13 protein-coding genes are annotated in these 16600 nt (G+C 61.2%); 5 read left to right on the top strand and 8 right to left on the bottom strand.

Annotation, left to right across the window (positions count from 1 at the left end; translation table 11 throughout):
• Together FFS37_RS04360 and FFS37_RS04355 are read right to left on the bottom strand one after the other, a co-directional pair.
• Nucleotides 1-829 (bottom strand): ABC transporter permease (locus FFS37_RS04360; protein ID WP_137929684.1); only part of this gene is annotated, 829 nt, incomplete at its 3' end.
• Nucleotides 826-3303 (bottom strand): ATP-binding cassette domain-containing protein, encoded by a 2478-nt coding sequence (locus FFS37_RS04355; RefSeq protein ID WP_137929683.1) that lies wholly within the window; start codon nucleotides 3301-3303, stop codon nucleotides 826-828. The genes FFS37_RS04355 and FFS37_RS04360, both read right to left, overlap by 4 nt.
• Nucleotides 3304-3731: 428 nt before the next feature.
• On the opposite strand from FFS37_RS04355, the gene FFS37_RS04350 reads away from it, so the two are divergent.
• Nucleotides 3732-4487 carry an SDR family NAD(P)-dependent oxidoreductase gene (locus FFS37_RS04350; protein WP_137929682.1) on the top strand — a complete coding sequence of 252 codons (756 nt, stop codon included), beginning with the start codon at nucleotides 3732-3734 and terminating at the stop codon, nucleotides 4485-4487.
• Nucleotides 4488-4498: 11 nt separating this feature from the next.
• Nucleotides 4499-6208 (top strand): FAD-dependent oxidoreductase, encoded by a 1710-nt coding sequence (locus FFS37_RS04345; protein WP_137929681.1) that lies wholly within the window; start codon nucleotides 4499-4501, stop codon nucleotides 6206-6208.
• A gap of 266 nt (nucleotides 6209-6474) precedes the next feature.
• Here the strand turns inward: FFS37_RS04345 and FFS37_RS04340 are convergent, their stop codons facing one another.
• From FFS37_RS04340 to FFS37_RS36115, 3 genes are read right to left on the bottom strand one after another with little or no spacing between them, the layout of a single operon-like run.
• Nucleotides 6475-7434 carry an MBL fold metallo-hydrolase gene (locus tag FFS37_RS04340; protein ID WP_137929680.1) on the bottom strand — a complete coding sequence of 320 codons (960 nt, stop codon included), beginning with the start codon at nucleotides 7432-7434 and terminating at the stop codon, nucleotides 6475-6477.
• A gap of 4 nt (nucleotides 7435-7438) precedes the next feature.
• The gene (gene fahA / locus FFS37_RS04335; protein ID WP_210240431.1) at nucleotides 7439-8683 is read right to left on the bottom strand and encodes a fumarylacetoacetase; all 1245 of its coding nucleotides are present in this window, start codon (nucleotides 8681-8683) and stop codon (nucleotides 7439-7441) included.
• A complete protein-coding gene (locus FFS37_RS36115; protein ID WP_137929678.1) occupies nucleotides 8683-8922 on the bottom strand; it encodes a homogentisate 1,2-dioxygenase in 240 nt (79 codons plus the stop codon). Before FFS37_RS36115 ends, fahA begins: the two co-directional genes overlap by 1 nt.
• A gap of 187 nt (nucleotides 8923-9109) precedes the next feature.
• Here FFS37_RS36115 and maiA point away from each other — a divergent pair, with 187 nt between their 5' ends.
• Nucleotides 9110-9748, top strand: a complete 639-nt coding sequence (maiA, locus tag FFS37_RS04325) for a maleylacetoacetate isomerase (protein ID WP_137929677.1) — start codon at nucleotides 9110-9112, stop codon at nucleotides 9746-9748.
• A 322-nt stretch (nucleotides 9749-10070) separates the two neighbouring features.
• Here the strand turns inward: maiA and FFS37_RS04320 are convergent, their stop codons facing one another.
• From FFS37_RS04320 to FFS37_RS04310, 3 genes are all read right to left on the bottom strand, one after another.
• Nucleotides 10071-11132: a substrate-binding domain-containing protein gene (locus tag FFS37_RS04320; RefSeq protein ID WP_210240430.1), complete on the bottom strand. Its 1062-nt coding sequence runs from the start codon at nucleotides 11130-11132 to the stop codon at nucleotides 10071-10073.
• A gap of 160 nt (nucleotides 11133-11292) precedes the next feature.
• Nucleotides 11293-12801 carry an aldehyde dehydrogenase family protein gene (locus tag FFS37_RS04315; protein WP_137929675.1) on the bottom strand — a complete coding sequence of 503 codons (1509 nt, stop codon included), beginning with the start codon at nucleotides 12799-12801 and terminating at the stop codon, nucleotides 11293-11295.
• Nucleotides 12802-12838: 37 nt separating this feature from the next.
• Nucleotides 12839-14425 carry a GMC family oxidoreductase gene (locus FFS37_RS04310; protein WP_137929674.1) on the bottom strand — a complete coding sequence of 529 codons (1587 nt, stop codon included), beginning with the start codon at nucleotides 14423-14425 and terminating at the stop codon, nucleotides 12839-12841.
• Nucleotides 14426-14789: 364 nt separating this feature from the next.
• On the opposite strand from FFS37_RS04310, the gene FFS37_RS04305 reads away from it, so the two are divergent.
• Together FFS37_RS04305 and FFS37_RS04300 are read left to right on the top strand one after the other, a co-directional pair.
• A complete protein-coding gene (locus tag FFS37_RS04305) occupies nucleotides 14790-15617 on the top strand; it encodes an IclR family transcriptional regulator (protein WP_137929673.1) in 828 nt (275 codons plus the stop codon).
• A gap of 59 nt (nucleotides 15618-15676) precedes the next feature.
• Entirely contained in the window at nucleotides 15677-16498 is an 822-nt protein-coding gene (locus tag FFS37_RS04300) for an IclR family transcriptional regulator (RefSeq protein WP_137929672.1), read from the top strand.
• The last annotated feature ends 102 nt before the right edge of the window (nucleotides 16499-16600 follow it).

Genomic DNA, 16600 nt, shown 5'->3' with positions numbered 1-16600 from the left:
GTCCACCTGAAAACGGCGTGCCCCCGACGACCACGGCCGCGATGGCTGGCAGCAGATAGTCGTTGCCGGCAATGTGGGAGGCCGTCCCAATGTAGCCGGTGAAGAGCATCCCGGCCACGGCATAGCAGATCGCAGCCACGGCGTAGGTCGCAACCTGGTAGCGCAAGATCGGGATTCCCGCGGCGGCGGCCGCTGCCGGGTTGGCTCCGACGGCAACGAACCTGCGGCCCGAGGCCGTCCTTTTCGTGACGACGCTGATGACGATGATGAAGAGCAACGCGAGCAGGACCGTCATCGGGACCCCGAACAGCGTGCTGTGCGAGAACGCCGCGAGTCCGTCCGGAGCAGTGAGGTAGCTGCCGCCGGACACGGTCCGTACCGCGCCGAAAAGGATGGCGTTCGTAGCCAGCGTCGCGACGATCGGCGTGATGTTGACCCTGGCCACCAGCAATCCATTCACGATGCCTATGGCAAGTGCGATGAGCAGGGTCAGCGGCACGGCTAGCAGCGTCGATCCGGTGAGGAAGCCGATCTTGGCGAACAGAAGCCCCGAGAGCGTCATCGTACCCGCCAGGGACATGTCCAGACCACGTTGCTGGATCACGATCGTCATGCCAACGGCAGTGATCGCGAGGATCGCGGCGAAGGGCAGCATCGAGTTGATAGCGGCCAACTTGACCACACCTGGCGACGCGAAGCCGGACACGATGAACAGGACAATCGTCCCGCCCCAGATCCAGGAAAACTCGTTGAACAGACTGCCGCGGATTCCCGAAGCGATACCGTCGGGAGCCATGATCACGTCTCGCTCCATCGCGCGCGTTGTCATGCCTGAACCACCTTCCGCCGGCTCATGGAATACAGGGCGACGGCTATGAGAATGAGGAATCCAAGGAGATATTGCTGCCACTCCTGGCTGAGCCGCAGGAAGACGGTCACCGAATTCACCTGGACGATGAAAATTGCCCCAAGCAGCGTTCCCACGAACGAACCACGACCACCAAACAGGCTTGCGCCACCGATGACGACGGCCGCGATCGAACCAAGCGTGTAGTTCAGTCCGGCACGCGGATCACCAATGCCGACCTGAGCCATCATGGTTATGGAGGCCAGACCGGCAAACAGCGAACATCCCACATAGGCCAGCAGACGCGACAAGACAGGCTTGACGCCCGCTGAACGCGCGGCCTCCTGCCGCGAGCCAAGTCCTCGCAGCGAGATGCCGAGGGATTGCCGGTAAAGAGCGAATTCCATGACCAGAGCAACCGCCACGGCGGCGAGGAACGTGACCGGAAAGATTCCGATCTTTTGCCCGAGCATGAGCATGATGTTCCCATCGATCATGCCTGCGGGAACCGGGCGCAAGATCAGCGAGATTGCCTGGACGGCCATGAATGTCGCCAAGGTCGCAACCATCGGATGCATCTTGAGGCCGTCGACAAGGAACCAGTTGAGGACACCGATCGCCAGGGCTACCGCCATCAGCAACGACCATCCCAGCGCCTGATCGCCCAATCCCGCGCCGCCCAGAAGAAAGAACGAAGCCGCCACCTGGCAAAGTCCCATCAGCGGCCCGACGGAAAGGTCTATTCCGCCGACAAGCATCAACAGTTGCTGGCCATATCCGACGAGGGCCAGCGTCGCCGCCAGCGTCATCATCCCCGTCAGGCTTCGCGGAGACACATAAAAGGGATTCCAGAGGCCCGCGACGGTTGCCAACAGCAGGATGGCGGCGGCAACCATGATAAGGGGCGCGGAATGTCCCGCGGCCCAACGCCAGAAAGCCGCAACATTCTTGTGGTGTTTGTCGCGCTGACCAGTCGACTTGAGGACGGAGGACGTAATGTTGTCCTCGGTGACCTTGTCGTCCGAGAGAATGTCGACAACATGCCCGCGCGAGAAAATCGCCACATGGTCGCTCAGCCCTGCCACTTCCTGCGCATCCGAAGACACGACGACGACAGCCACGCCTTGGCGGGCGGTCTCGCGCAGGATCTTGTAGATTTCGGCACGCGCCCCTACGTCGACGCCCTGCGTGGGCTCGTCGACCAGAAGCACTTTAGGCTTCGAGGCGAGCACGCTCGACAAGACTACCTTCTGCTGATTGCCGCCCGAGAGCGACTGGATCGGCGTTTCGCCGCCCGGGGTCTTCACCGCGAATTGCTTGATGGCGTCGCGGGTGCGCCGTGCCTCCCCCCTTCCGCTGATCAAACCCGCGCTGGCATCAGCCGCAATGCTGCGAATAGAGAAGTTTTCGCGCACCGTCAGCTCCGGAAAGATGCCTTCACGATGGCGATCTCCAGGCAAGTAGGCGATGCCCAGTGCCCTCGCCCGCTGGCTGGCCCCGATCGCAACCCCAAGGCCCATGATCTCAACCTGACCCTCACCCCGAGAGAGGCCAGCGAGAGCGCGCATAAATTCGCGCTGACCGTTCGCATCGATGCCAGCGAGGCCCAAGATTTCACCCTCGCGGACCTGCAAAGACACATTCGAGAATCCGGGGCCGGAGAAGCCTCTGGTTTCCAGCACGATCTGTCGATCACCAGAGGACGCCTTTTCTGGGAAGGTGCGGTCGAGGTTAGCGCCCACGATTAGCGAGACGATCTCGTCCTCCGAGAGTTCGCTGGCCTGAAATGTCCCCTGCCCTTCGCCGTCGCGCAGAACGGTCAGGCGATCAGCGATCGCCTGAACTTCGCGTATCCGGTGGGAGATGTAGACGACCGCGGCTTTCTGCGCCGTTACCTTTCGCACGCGATCGAACAGACGTTCAACGTCTTCTTTCGCAAGATGCTCGGTCGGCTCGTCCAGCACGAGAACCTTTGGTTTGCAAGCCAGCGCCTTTACGATCTCGACGATAAACCGCTGTTCCGGATTGAGCGTCGCGACCTGATCTCGCGGGTCGATGGCGACATCGCTGCTCCAGTGCTGGAGCAGTGTGCGTGCCCATGCGGTCAGCTTCGAAAGAGGGGGACGCAAGGCTTCGGGAAGGCCGAGATAGAGGTTCTCGGCAACGGACAGATCGGGCATCAGCGCGGGCTCCTGGCGAACGATCGCCAAACCCAGGTCACGGGCGTGTTGGGGATCGCCTTGCATGGCCTCTCCCGAAATCCAAACCTCGCCCTCGGTCGCCACCAATGCACCCGAGGCGACCGCCATCAGCGTCGACTTCCCGGCGCCGTTTTCACCGACGAGACCGTGCACTTCGCCGGCGCGAACGTCGAAGGTGATCTGGTGAAGAGCACGCACGCCGGGGAAGTGCTTGGAGACGCCTCTCATCTCGAGGAGAAGTTCAGACGTGGACATTTTTCTCTCCCGAAGCTGCGACAGATCCCACCGACCAGAACTGGTCGATCGAGAGATGGGGACGCATTGGCGCGGCGATCTGCTGCAAAGTTCTTCCTCCCATGCGCTGCGAAACTGTCAGCCCCGGCCACGACTTGAAGCCGGCCTGGAACAAAGCTCGCACGCGCATCTGGTAATTTGCATATAACAAATATATTTGTCAATATAGTATGCCTATGTGTTTCTGGAACGAACATCTGCCGCTCGACGCCAAGCCGCACAACGGCGGCCGACCGGAGGCTACCCTACGGCCGATGGCAGCAGGTCGGGGGATAAAGTTGTCAAAACCACTTGGCACTCGCAATTATTTGTAATAATCAAATATCTTCGTTAGTAGCAAACTAATTTTGACCTCGCTCAGACACGATCAAAGGCCATTGGGAGGTGACATGCAGGGAATTGACCAGGCCGTGGCTGTGGTCACCGGCGCTGCCCAGGGGAACGGCCGAGCCATAGCCATTGGCCTGGCCGAGGCCGGCGCACGCATCGTCGCCTGCGACATTCAAGAGGACGCCGTCATCCGGGTCGCGGAGGAAATCCGCAGCCGCGGCGGCGACGCTGTAGCGGTAACTCTCGACGTCACCAGTCTGAAGAGTTGCCACATCGCTGCCTTGGACACCCAGCGCAGATTTGGCCTGCCGGCGAAGATCCTCGTCAACAGTGCCGGGATCATCCGTCGAACGGCGCCCGACGCTCCGAGCTTCGATGACGACTGGGCAGCCGTGATGGCCGTGAATGCGACGGGTTCGATGAACATGGTGCGGGCATTTCTGCCGCAACTGAGGCAGTCCAGCGGCCGCATCATCAATCTCGCATCAATCATGTCGGTTGCGGCAAATCCTGGGTTGACTGCTTATGCGGCCTCCAAAGGGGCGGTACTCCAGATGACGCGCGCGCTCGCACACGACCTCTCCCCAGAAGGCATCCGCGTGAACGCCATCGCTCCAGGCGTGATCGAAACGCCGATGACGCTGGCCACCCGGGAGAACCCGGAAGCGCTCGCGCGCTTCATGGCGCACACACCCATGCGGAGGCCAGGCAAACCCGAGGAACTGATCGGGCCAGTTCTGTTTCTTGCGTCCGACGCTTCGAGCTACGTGACCGGAGCGTTGCTGCCGGTCGATGGCGGCTACCTGGCCGCGTGACGGAGAAACAAATGAAACGCGAAATTGTCGATGTACTCGTTGTCGGATCCGGCGCTGGCGGATTGTCGACAGCAGTTGCAGCGGCCCATCGGGGCCTGCAAGTGATCGTTGCCGAGAAGGAGCCGGTATTCGGAGGCACCACGGCCCGGTCCGGTGGTTGGATGTGGATACCCAACAACGCTCCAGGCAAACGGGCGGGCATAAAGGACAGTGTCGAGAAGGCACGAACCTATCTGAAACACGAGACCGGCGAACACTACGACTCGGCGCGCGTGGAGGCATTTTTGGACGCTGGCCCGAAAGCGGTCGAGTTCTTCGAGGAGAACACGTCGCTCCAGTTTGACCTGGGCCCGACATTCGCCGACTACCATCCGACAGCGCCCGGCGGCATGGATGCCGGCCGTTCCATCGTCGCGCGCCCGTTCGACGGCCGCAACCTGGGCAAGGAGATCAAACGGCTCCGCCCACCACTGCGCGAGATAACGGTTCTCGGGATGATGATTGGTTCAGGCAAGGAGCTGCTGCATTTCTTCAATGTGACACGCTCGCCGATATCGGCGTTCTACGTAACACGCCTGGTGACCAAATTCGTTCGCGACGTCGCCTTCCATGGTCGGGCGATGCGCCTCATGAATGGAAACGCACTCGTCGCCCGGCTCGCCAAATCCGCCTTCGACAAGAAGGTTCCGATCTGGACATGCTCGCCTGTCAAATCCCTGCTCCGTGACGAAAATGGACGGGTCACGGGAGCGATCGTCAATCGCCCCGGCGGCCCGGTGGAGGTCAATGCCCGCAAAGGCGTGGTGCTGGCGGCGGGCGGGTTTCCACAAGACGCGGTGCGCCGCAAGGCAATGATCCCCCACGCGCCCTCGGGCCACGAGCACGTCTCGCCTGCGCCTCCGGGCAACACGGGTGACGGCCTTCGGCTGGGCGAGTCAGTCGGCGCGACCGTGGACACCTCCCTCCCGAACGCAGCCGCATGGGTTCCGATCTCCCGCCCACCCATGCGCGATGGACTGCTGGGCACGTTTCCGCATTTCGTGGACCGGTCCAAGCCCGGCATCATCGCCGTGACGCGTTCGGGCAAACGCTTTGTGAACGAAGCCCACAGCTACCACGATTTTTGTCAGGCGATGATCAAGCGGTGCGCCCAGGAAGGTGGCCCGGATGCGGAAATCGCGGCCTGGTTCATCGCCGACCATCGGGCATTCCGCAAATACGGCCTCGGATTCGCCAAGCCAGCCCCGGTTCCCTACAAGCATCTCGTGGAAAAGGGATATCTGGTGTGCGGCAAAACTCTGGCGGACCTGGCCGGACAGATCGGCGCGGATCCACAAGGGCTCGAACGTACGGTCGCCCGATTCAATGAGCATGCCGCGCGTGGAGGAGACCCGGAATTCGGCAAAGGCTCCACCGCCTACAACAGGTCTCTGGGCGACCCGGCGCACAAGCCGAACCCGTGCGTTGCGCCCATCAAGACAGGTCCCTTCTATGCGGTCCGTCTCTATGTCGGCGACCTCGGGACCTTCGCCGGGCTCAAGACCAATGAATATGCGCAGGTCCTGGACGAAAGCGGCAAGCCGATCGCCGGCCTCTATTCGACCGGCAATGATGCTGCTTCCATCATGGGCGGAAACTATCCCGGTGGCGGGATCACGCTCGGACCGGCAATCACCTTCGGCTACATTGCCGCCAGGCACCTGTCGGGCGCCAACAGCTGAAGAGCCCCAGACGAATTCGAAAAGCAGTCCGAGACACTTGTCTCCGGCTGTTGTCGTTCAGATGACCGGGCCGGACAATTTCGGGCGATGTAGAGCGACGCCAACGGCTTCTCCGTCCGCGGCGAACAGCTGCCGCCCTGCGACGCGAATTCCGTGTATCCGGCAGGAAGCACCAGATCGAGCAACCGAACGAGCAAGAACAGGCCCGCTGCGATCGCAAAACCGCAGCGACAGGCCCCACACGCAAGTCGTTCCGGTGAGCCTGCCTAGCCCTGCAAGGCGCTCCACATCTCTTTATCCCGCTCTGCAGTCCAGATGCGCGGTGTATCCATGCCGAGCGCTTCATCGTAGGCGCGCGAAACGTTAAACGGCAGGCAATGCTCGTAGATGGCGTAGTCGGCGAACTTGGGATCGCACTCGGCGCGACAGGCGTCCCAGGCGTCCCTCAGCGAGCCACCGCCTTGCGCGACACGCGCTACCGGCCTGTAGGTCGAGCCCACAAAGTCAGCTGTGTTGGTCAGCGCCTGGTCCACCATCTTCTTGCCGACCAGCGCATCCCCGCGCCCGGGCGCGATCGCCTCGACATCGTGGGAGCGAATAGCCTGCAGCGTGGCGGGCCAGTCGTTGAAATGGCCGTCGCCGCAATAGCAGGCAGAATGGTACTCGACGATATCCCCGGTGAACATAACGTTCGCGTCAGGCACGTGAATGACGATATCGCCGGCGGTATGGGCACGACCGAGGAAGCGCAGGTCGACCCGACGCTTGCCGAGATAGACCGTCATCCTGTCGTTGAACGTCGTGGTCGGCCAAGTCAGCGGCGGAACCTTTGCGATGTCATCATACCCCTGAAACAGCCTCGGGAACCGCATGAATTCCGACCCCCGATCCTCAGCGCCGCGCTCGGCCACCATGGAGCGCGCTTTCTGGCTCATGATGACGGTAGGCGCCTTGTAGGACGCGGCTCCGAGCACGCGGACGGCATGATAATGGGTCAGCACAAGATGGCTGATCGGCTTGTCGGTTATCGCGCGAACCTTTTCGATGACCTTGTTGGCAAGCTCCGGCGTGGCCTGCGCTTCAACGATCATCACACTGTCGTCGCCGATGATGACGCCGGTATTCGGATCACCTTGTGCGGTGAAGGCCCAGAGGTCCTTGCCTATCTCTGCAAAAGTTGCCTTCTTCTCTCCCGTATCGCCTTGCGACGCAAACGCTTTTGCCATGTGGTCAATTTCCCTCTTCGTTCGCCCAGGCGGGCAGTTCGACCGCGGACAGGATTCTGCCGGCGCACTCACCGAAACCGATGCGGAAGCCTTCGCCCTTGGCCGCGCCGCGCAGCACGAGCGTGTCACCATCCTCCAGGAAGCTGCGCCTCTCGCCGGTGTCGAGCGTCAGCGGCGCTTTTCCGCCCCAACTGAGCTCGAGAAGCGAGCCGTAGCTATTGCGGCCCGGGCCGGAAATGGTTCCCGAGCCGAGCAGGTCGCCCACACGCATCGAACAACCGGACGTGGTGTGATGGCAAAGCTGCTGCGCGGCCGAGTAGTACATTTCCTTGTAGTTCGTGCGCGAGATGACGGTCTCGCTTTTGCTCTCTGGCGCGAGTGCCACTTCGAGTTCGATGTCGTAGAGCATCGGCCCCGGCTCGCGCAGGTATGGCAGCAAGGGGCGCACGCGCGTCGGCGTTGCCGTTCGAAAAGGTTCCAGGGCCTCCTTGGTCACGATCCATGGACTGATCGTCGTCGCTGTCGCCTTGGCCTGGAACGGTCCCAGCGGCTGGTATTCCCACGCCTGGATATCGCGGGCCGACCAATCGTTGAGCAGGACGTAGCCGAAGATCATGTCGTCGGCCTTTTGAACCGAGATCATCCCGCTTGACGGCTGGCCGACGATTGCACCGAGTTCCAGCTCGAGGTCGAAGCGGCCCGATCTGCCAAAAGACGGCAGATCGTCCCCGGCGCCCTTGATCTGGCCCCACGGCCGCGTCACCGGCGTGCCCGAGACCACGACTGAAGAGGCTCGGCCATTGTAGCCGATCGGGATCGACAGCCAGTTCGGCGGCAATGCCTTGTCCGCCCCCCGAAACATGGTGCCCACGTTGAAGGCGTGATGCTTGCTCGCGTAGAAGTCCGTGTACTCCGTTACCCGGAAAGGCATGAGCAGTTGCACACCCTGCCGGGACACGAGACAGGGTTCGACCATGGATCTGTGGGTCTCGTCCGACAGAAGCGCCGTCAAACGCGCGCGCAAACTTGCCCAGACCTTTGGCCCGGCCTCCATCACCGCGTTCCACTCTGTGTGAGCGAACAGCGCGGTGTCGAGACCGTGATCCACACGCACTACGTCCAGGATCATGTCGCCAATGGCGACGCCCAGTCTGGCGCCGCTGCCGTCATCGAACACGCCATACGGCAGGTTCTGGATCGGGAAATCGGTGTCGCCTGCGGCGGACGCTACCCAGCTCTGCAGTGCCATCAGGCCTTGATCCCGAGCGCACAGTCGAATTTCTTCTCCAGGCTGCCCCAGCAGCCCCCCTGGAGGGGCACCTCCATGGCGGCGAACTCGGTGCTTACTTGGCTGTTCTGCCCGCGCGGAAGCGTGAACGGGAGCGCCTCGGTTTCGAAGTCGTTGCCAAACCCGGGCATATAGCCCTGATGGTTGCTGCTTGCAGCAACGGCGCGAACCATCGCGTGAGGCAGATTATGTTCGGCCATGAGAGCTGCCGCTTTCGAGATGTTCGACTGCCAGCAACAAACCACAAATCGGTTGTTCTGGCAACGACATATGATAATTAATTCGCAATTATCAAATTTTGTATAGCCGTCCCGGCCGAGATCGGAACGAACCGATCAATGACGATGGGCGCGCTTAGAGCTTTCAAGGAACCTCGGAGAACAACCCATGACCACAGCCAGGAGCACGACAACCCGGCTCTATGATTACTGGAGATCCTCGGCCAGTTATCGCGTCCGTATCGCCCTGGGCTTGGCCGGGCTCGACTGGGAAGCCATCCCGATCGACCTTGTCGCCGGCGCGCAGCGCGAACAGCACCACGTCGAACGCAACCCACAAGGTCTCGTCCCGGTCGTCGAACTGGACGGCCTGCGCCTAACCCAATCCCTGGCAATCATCGAATATCTGGACGAGACCCGGATGCTGGGACTGCTGCCCGAGAACCCCGCCTCGAAGGCCCGCGTCAGAGCCCTGTCCTACGCGATTGCCATGGAAATTCACCCCATATGCAATCTCCGGGTAGCGAAGTTCGCGACGGCACATTCGGCTGGCAGCATCGACATGAAAGCCTGGATGCAACACTTCATCGCAGCCGGCCTGGCTGACTTCGAAGCCATGCTCAACGGCGAACCGTATTGCTTCGGGGCTTCTGTCACCATGGCAGACATCTGCCTCGTGCCGCAGGTCTACAACGCAACCCGCTGGGAGGTGGACATGACGCCTTTCCCCAGAACCCGCACGATCGCCGACCGCCTCGAGCGATTACCGGCGTTCCAAGGCGCTCGACCCGAGACTGCGGGACACTAGGGTGCCTGGTCTGGCCGGACACTTCGTTGGAATAAAACAAACTTGTTTGTAATTATCAAATTCATCAGGCATCACATCGAAAACTTTCGGGCGTTCAGGTTCCAGCGCCGTTTGCAGCCCAACTCTGCCATGATTTGCGACGATCGCCGTCGACCGAAAGAGAGCGCACGACAGGTCGTCGATCCCGCCTTGCGACCTCGGTTGACGATGGCGCGAGACATTTCAATGGGATCAGACATCCGACACCGCCCCTGCCGTGTAAGCCAGTGCAAAGGGCCGGGCCAACACTTTGACCCGGCCCGCGACCACCACGTCGGGAGGACTATTGTGCGAAGAGCTTCTTGAGCTTGTCTATTGGCAGCGAGGACGCCAGATCGGCATCCGGCGGCATCTTCGGATCGCACTTTGGATCGAGATTTTCCTCGCTGTTTGCGAAGGGGAAGGCGACGAGCGCGCGCGGTTCGGGGTTCTTCACTCCGGCACGGGCGGACATGGCGGCGCGAAGCGCGAAGCGGACGTCGGCCGTCGTGCCACTCAGGGCAAGCTGACGCCAGGCGTGGCCGGCGGCTTTGGCGTCCAGATATTTGCAGCTGTATTCGTTGTTGGTGGCGACGAAGGCCATCGCGGGCACCTTCACGCCTGCGGCCTCGAAGGCCTTCACTGCGGCAAGGCTGGTCACGCCATAGTCGGACGCGACCGCATCGATCTGCGGATATTTTGCGATCAGACCGGCAACGGCCTTCTGCGCGTCGGCCGGATTCCAGTTGGTGACGATGAAGTTATCGTCGAGCAGTTCGACGGCTGGGTACCCCTTTAGGCCTTCCTTGTAGCCATTCAAGAAGGTGACGGACGAGGCCGAGCCAGGAAGGCCTCCCAGGAAGACCGTTTTGCCCTTGCCGATGGTCTTGCCGACCCATTCGCCGAAGATTTTTCCCGCAGCAAATGCATCCTCGTAGGGATTGGCGATGTAGTCCACGCCCAATTTCCCGCCGAGATTCGAGAAGTAGGGAACCATGGTCACGCCGGCCTGAGTGGCGGCCCGATAGGCCGGGATTGCCGCATCGCCGAAATCCGTGAACGTGACGATCACCTCATAGCCCTGCGCGACAAATCCGTTGATTGCCGCATTGTACGCCTGAGCGTCGCCGCCGGCATCGGCATAGGTCACATCGGTGATGTTGGGACATTTGGCGGCCTCATCCTGGATCTCGGCGAAAGCGGTTTTGCGCCACGAATTCCCGCCATAGCCATCGATCAGGGCAACCCGCACCGGGTCCTTGCCGCAGAACGGGGTGATGTCTCCCTGCTTGTTCACGAAGACGAAATCGTTCGCGAGCGCAGGCGTAAGACCCGCAGAAGCAAGCAATAGGGAGCCGACACTCAATGCGCCTGCGAAGTTCGTTATGATTGACATTCTCTCCTCCTAAGGCCTGTGCTGTTCCTATCCCGGGTCCAGGCCTGATGACGCAGGAACATCTAGAATTCCAACGCGACGGCATTGCCGCCGGGTATGAAGGGCGGCCGAGCGCCGCTCATTGGATCCCCTAGCCGAGATAGGCCGCGACAGATTTGATCTCGGTGTAGATCTCCATGGCCGGCTTACCCATCTCGCGGCCCCAGCCGGATTGTTTGTAGCCGCCCCATGGCATGTTCGCGTCGCTCTGGTTGTGGGCGTTGATCCAGATGATTCCAGCGCGAATGCGCGCCGCCAGTCGATGCGCGCGGTTGATGTCCCTGGTCCAAATGCTCGCACTCAGGCCGTAGTCGGTGTTGTTCGCCTCACGCGCCAGCTCGTCGATGTTTTCCGACGTCATCTTCATGGCGCTGATCACGGGGCCGAAGATCTCCTCCCGGTACACGCTCATCCGAGGCGTGACGTCGCGGAGCAATGTTGGTCTGACAAAATAGCCGTCCATTCCCGCGTCGCCGCCCACAACCAAATTGGCGCCTTCGTCCAGTCCGGACTTCAGCAGCCCGGTGACCCGCTGGTACTGCTTCTTCGAGATGATGGGGCCGAGATTGGTGGTTTCGTCCAGTCCATGTCCCAGCTTCAGTCGCTCCGCATAGGCGGCCACGCCTTCGATGACCCTGTCATAGATGTCCTCATGCACGTAGAGGCGCGAACCTGCAGTGCATGCCTGGCCGCTGTTCAGGAAGACGGCCTCGGCAACCCCGGGAATTGCCGCCTCGATGTCAGCGTCAGGAAAGACGAAGACGGGGCTCTTGCCGCCGAGTTCAAGGCTGACGCGCTTGAGGTTGCCCGCGGCCGCACGGACAATCGACTGCCCGGTCGCCGTGGAGCCGGTGAAGCCGATCTTGTCGACGTCAGCATGGCTCACCAAGGCCGCGCCCACCTTACCGTCGCCGGTTACGATGTTTATCACACCGTCGGGGATACCGGCCTCGCGGCAGATTTCCGCGAAGCGCACCGCCGACAGCGGCGTATCTTCAGCCGGCTTGACGACCACGGTGCAGCCGGCCGCCAAGGCAGGTGAAAGCTTCCAGGCCATCATCAGGAAGGGGACGTTCCAGGGCAGGATCTGCGCCACCACCCCGACGGGCTCACGGAGCGTGTATGCATGCCATTCGCCACCCATGTTGACCGGCATGGTGGTGCCATCGATCTTGTTGGCCCATCCGGCGAAGTAGCGGAAATGGTCGGCGGCCAGACTGATGTAAAAGTTCTTGACGACCGCGTAGGGCGAGCCTTCATCAAGAACGTCAAGTTCGGCCAGTTCGACAGAGTATTTGTCGATCAGCTCGCCAAGACGCCACAGGAGCTTCATGCGCTCGTTCGGCTTCATCCGGGTCCACGGACCGTTGTCGAACGCCTGGCGAGCAGCCCTGACCGCAAGATCCACATCCTGAGATCCCGCATCGGCCACGCTGGAAATGATCTTGCCGGTCGCGGGATCGACCACGTCACGACGCGCTCCGTCGGCCGCCTCGCACGTTTTCCCCCCGATGAAGAGCTGGTGTCTCCGCTTCAGGAAGGTCTGGGTGTCCTCGCTGACAAAGTCGAGCGGATTGTCGATCGAAAACATCTTGCTCATTGCAGACTCCATGGATTTGACCGGATAGCCGACTGCACTAGGCAGCCGCCTTGATGATGTCGGCAGCCTTCTCGGCGATCATGATTGTCGGGGCATTGGTGTTGCCGCTGGTCAGCGTCGGCATGATCGACGCATCGACCACACGGAGCCCACCTATCCCGCGCACCCGCAATTCGTCGTCCACGACCGCCATGGAGTCCGACCCCATCTTGCAGGTGCCGACCGGGTGATAGACGCTCTGGCAGTCGCCCTTGATGTACTCGTCAAGATCGGCGTCCGAAGTCACGCCCTTGCCAGGTGCATATTCCTCGCCGCGAATTGCGTCGAACGCCGGCTGTGCGAGGATGTCTCGCGACATCTTGAGCGCGTCGCGAAGCACACGCAGGTCGTCCGGAACCGCGAGGAAATTCGGATCGAGCAACGGAAGCTCGAATGGATCGGCCGATTTGGCCAGGATCGTCCCGCGGCTCTGCGGGCGTGAGATGTTGAAGTAGGGCATACACCCTTCGACATTGATGATCTCGCGGCCGTGATCGCGATACATGATGTTGTTGAAGTGCCATTGGACGTCGGGCGCTTCGAGGCCCTCACGGGTCTTGAGGAACGACATGACCTCGACGCCATGGCCGGCGACCGGCCCAGAACCCGTGGTGTAGTATTGTATCAGCGCGAGCGCAGCCGCGTAGGGTTTGGTTGCGGTGAGCAGTGAGATTGGCTTCGAAAGGCCCTGTTTGACCGAACTTGCAAGGTGATCCTGCAGGTTGCGCCCCACACCCGGGAGGTCATGCTCGACCCTTATGCCAATACGACCGAGATGCTCTGGATCTCCGATGCCCGAAATCTGCATCAGATGGGGCGAGTTGAAGGTGCCGCCACAGAGGATCACCTCCTTGTCGGCATGGATGATCTTTTTCTGGCGCCCCTGAATGAACTCGACGCCGATAGCGCGACCGCCCTTCATGATGATCTTGGAGGCCATGGCCTTGGTGTAGAAGGTCAGGTTCTTGCGATGCTTGATGGGCGTGATGTAGCAGCGCGATACGCTCGAGCGCACGCCATCCCTCACCGTACCGTCGCAAGGACCGACGCCGTATTGCTCGCCGGAGTTGAGGTCTTCGTTGTAGGGATACCCCGCCTGGATGCAGGCGTCCCGCCAGGCAACGCACGGCTCAGCCTTTATCGGATTGCGGGTCGTCTTTAGCGGGCCGTCAAAGCCATGCACGTTCTCGTCACCGCCGCCGCCCCAGTTCTCCGCGCGGCGGAAATAGGGAAGGATGCTGTCGTAGTCCCAGCCCCTGTTACCCTGTTGCGCCCAGTTGTCGTAGTCAGTCCGGTGACCACGCGTGTAGATCATTCCGTTGACAGTCGTGCAGCCGCCGATGCTCCTGGCGCGCGGAACGAACATGACGCGATTGTTCACGTGCTTCTGTGGGACGGTGTGGTAGCCCCAGTCCAGCTGGAGCGTCTGCATCAGCCGGAAATACCCCATCGGCATATGGATCCACGGGCTGCGGTCCCACCCACCGGCTTCGATCACCGCGATCTCGACATTGGGATTTTCGCTCAGCCGATTGATGAGGATCGCGCCCCCGGAGCCGGCGCCGATGATGACGTAGTCGACCAATCCAAAACCTCCCATGTGGCGCACTGCCTCGCGGCAGAACCTCCTGCGACCGGTTTCGCAACCGGCCAGCGCCACTCTATTTTTCGTTTGCCATGATCAAATCAATTAGTCAATGATGAATGTGTGCGTTATTGGGATAACGTTATTGTCATGGCCGAATCGGTTCGGGGCCCACGCCCGGCCTTTGACCTGGGGTGATCTGGATAAGTGGATGGCGCACAGGCATTTTAGGTGACTGCTATGGATAGCGACCATGTCCGTCGACTATCATCGCGACGGTTCCTGATGGGGTACGGCACGAACAGGCATCTCGATAAGCCGATCGATCCGTAACCGGGACATCAATGTGGAGGTAGGACGGACAATGGCCGGCGCAGCACGAGGAATACAGTCGATCGAGGTCAGCGGCCGAATCTTGCGGGCACTCGTCGAGGTCTGCGAACCGATGATGCTGAAGGATCTCGCCGCGGCGGCCGACCTGGTGCCCGCTCAATGTCACGCATACCTTACCAGCATGCGTCATGTCGGTCTTGTTCATCAGGAAATGGACACGGGCCTATACCGCATGGGTCCCTTCGCCATGGCGTTGGGGATCGGTTGGCTACGAAGCTCTCCAGTACCCTCGGCGGCATTGCGGACCCTTGGGGCACTGACGGACGAACTTGGCTACATGTCCGTTATTGCGGTCTGGGGGCAATTCGGCCCAACCATCGTCCACGTCAATGACGGCCTGTGGCCATCGGCTTTGAACATTCGCCAGGGGACGCTCTTTTCGATCACCGGGACCGCAACCGGGCGCGTTTTTGCGGCTTTTGGGAACGCGGATGATATCGAAGACCAGATCACTTCCGAACTCCGCGGAGCCGCCGGTGGCCGTTCGCTAGGTCCAGCGCAAGCGCGGGAGGACTTCGAGGCCCAAGTACAGCTGGCCCGCAAGGTCGGATACTCGACGGCGATAGGAGCACCCGTTCCCGGGATCAACGCGGTGGCCGCGCCGATCTTCGGCAAGGACGGCGAATTCACGCTTGTCGCAACGGTTATCGGCCCGTCCGGAGAGATGCCGGTGGATGATGATTCCCCTGCGGTCCAAAAATTGTTCGCGGCTGCGCGATCGATCTCCGAAGGCCTGGTTGAAACCGAGAAGAGTTACCCCGCAAGGACCCGCCAGTTCTCGGGTGTGGGAACAGGGTAGTATCGAACTGGCAATGATAGCGCATCGACAGCGATGAAACCGTATCCGCAGAGTTTGATATGAAACCGTCGGCCAACGCTCCCAAGGACGCAGTGAAGAAGAACGAAGGGCGCGGCGTTCAGTCAATCGAACTGGGTGCCAAGCTGCTTTCCGTGCTCGCCGAGGAAGCCGAGCCGTTGATGCTCAAAGATCTCGCGCGGGTGGCAGGGTTTGCGCCCGCTCAGGCGCATGCCTATCTCGTCAGTTACCGCAAGATCGGCCTCGTCGATCAGGAACCCGACACGGGCCGCTACATGCTCGGACGGTTCGCGCTGGACATCGGCATCACACGGATGCGCACGGCAGATCCGATGCGGCAGGCCAGCGAGGTGGTGCGGGCGTTGTCGGAGGCGACGGCGTTGAATGTGGCGCTGGTCGTTTGGGGGTCGTTCGGCCCGACGGTCATCCAGTTACAGGAGAGCGGAAGCCAGTTGAACATGAACACACGGCCGGGCACCGTATATTCCATGTCGGGCACTGCAAGCGGCCGCGTTTTTTCGGCGTTCATGCCCGAAAAGGTCGTCAGGGATGCTATCCGCAAGGAAATGCGCGAGCCACCGGACAGCGGGCGGATTGGAACGCATAGCTTTCAATCCAAGAAGGATCTCGAGCAGATACGCGCGGCCGGCTATGCAACCGTCGTGGATCCACCGGTGCCCGGGATCAAGGCCATCTCGGCTCCGGTCTTCGACCACATTGGACAGATGGTGCTTGCTGTCACGATCATCGGCCACGACGCTTTGATCGACGAGAAGGCGGAAAGCGACTTCATTCCACGCCTGCTGGAGGCCACGGAGCAGCTCTCGGCGGATCTCGGCTACAGTCACAACTTGCAGACATAAGGCCGCAAGATCCTGCTGCGCAGCCAATGCTCGTGTCGCCGGCGCGTGGCGTAGGACAACGATCGATCGAGCTTCAATGGCCCGGCGTCGAGCTCGGGCTTC

The organism is Mesorhizobium comanense, from assembly GCF_005503535.1.
Lineage (GTDB): Bacteria > Pseudomonadota > Alphaproteobacteria > Rhizobiales > Rhizobiaceae > Mesorhizobium > Mesorhizobium comanense.
This window is presented reverse-complemented; position numbering and strand designations above follow the sequence as displayed.

What these genes read in the sequence shown, in the direction of transcription:
- FFS37_RS04355 (WP_137929683.1), bottom strand. Translation starts at nt 3,303, where the DNA reads ATGTCCACGTCTGAACTTCTCCTCGAGATGAGAGGCGTCTCCAAGCAC.
- FFS37_RS36115 (WP_137929678.1), bottom strand. Translation starts at nt 8,922, where the DNA reads ATGGCCGAACATAATCTGCCTCACGCGATGGTTCGCGCCGTTGCTGCA.
- FFS37_RS04350 (WP_137929682.1), top strand. Translation starts at nt 3,732, where the DNA reads ATGCAGGGAATTGACCAGGCCGTGGCTGTGGTCACCGGCGCTGCCCAG.
- fahA (WP_210240431.1), bottom strand. Translation starts at nt 8,683, where the DNA reads ATGGCACTGCAGAGCTGGGTAGCGTCCGCCGCAGGCGACACCGATTTC.
- FFS37_RS04345 (WP_137929681.1), top strand. Translation starts at nt 4,499, where the DNA reads ATGAAACGCGAAATTGTCGATGTACTCGTTGTCGGATCCGGCGCTGGC.
- FFS37_RS04340 (WP_137929680.1), bottom strand. Translation starts at nt 7,434, where the DNA reads ATGGCAAAAGCGTTTGCGTCGCAAGGCGATACGGGAGAGAAGAAGGCA.
- FFS37_RS04300 (WP_137929672.1), top strand. Translation starts at nt 15,677, where the DNA reads ATGAAACCGTCGGCCAACGCTCCCAAGGACGCAGTGAAGAAGAACGAA.
- maiA (WP_137929677.1), top strand. Translation starts at nt 9,110, where the DNA reads ATGACCACAGCCAGGAGCACGACAACCCGGCTCTATGATTACTGGAGA.
- FFS37_RS04315 (WP_137929675.1), bottom strand. Translation starts at nt 12,801, where the DNA reads ATGAGCAAGATGTTTTCGATCGACAATCCGCTCGACTTTGTCAGCGAG.
- FFS37_RS04305 (WP_137929673.1), top strand. Translation starts at nt 14,790, where the DNA reads ATGGCCGGCGCAGCACGAGGAATACAGTCGATCGAGGTCAGCGGCCGA.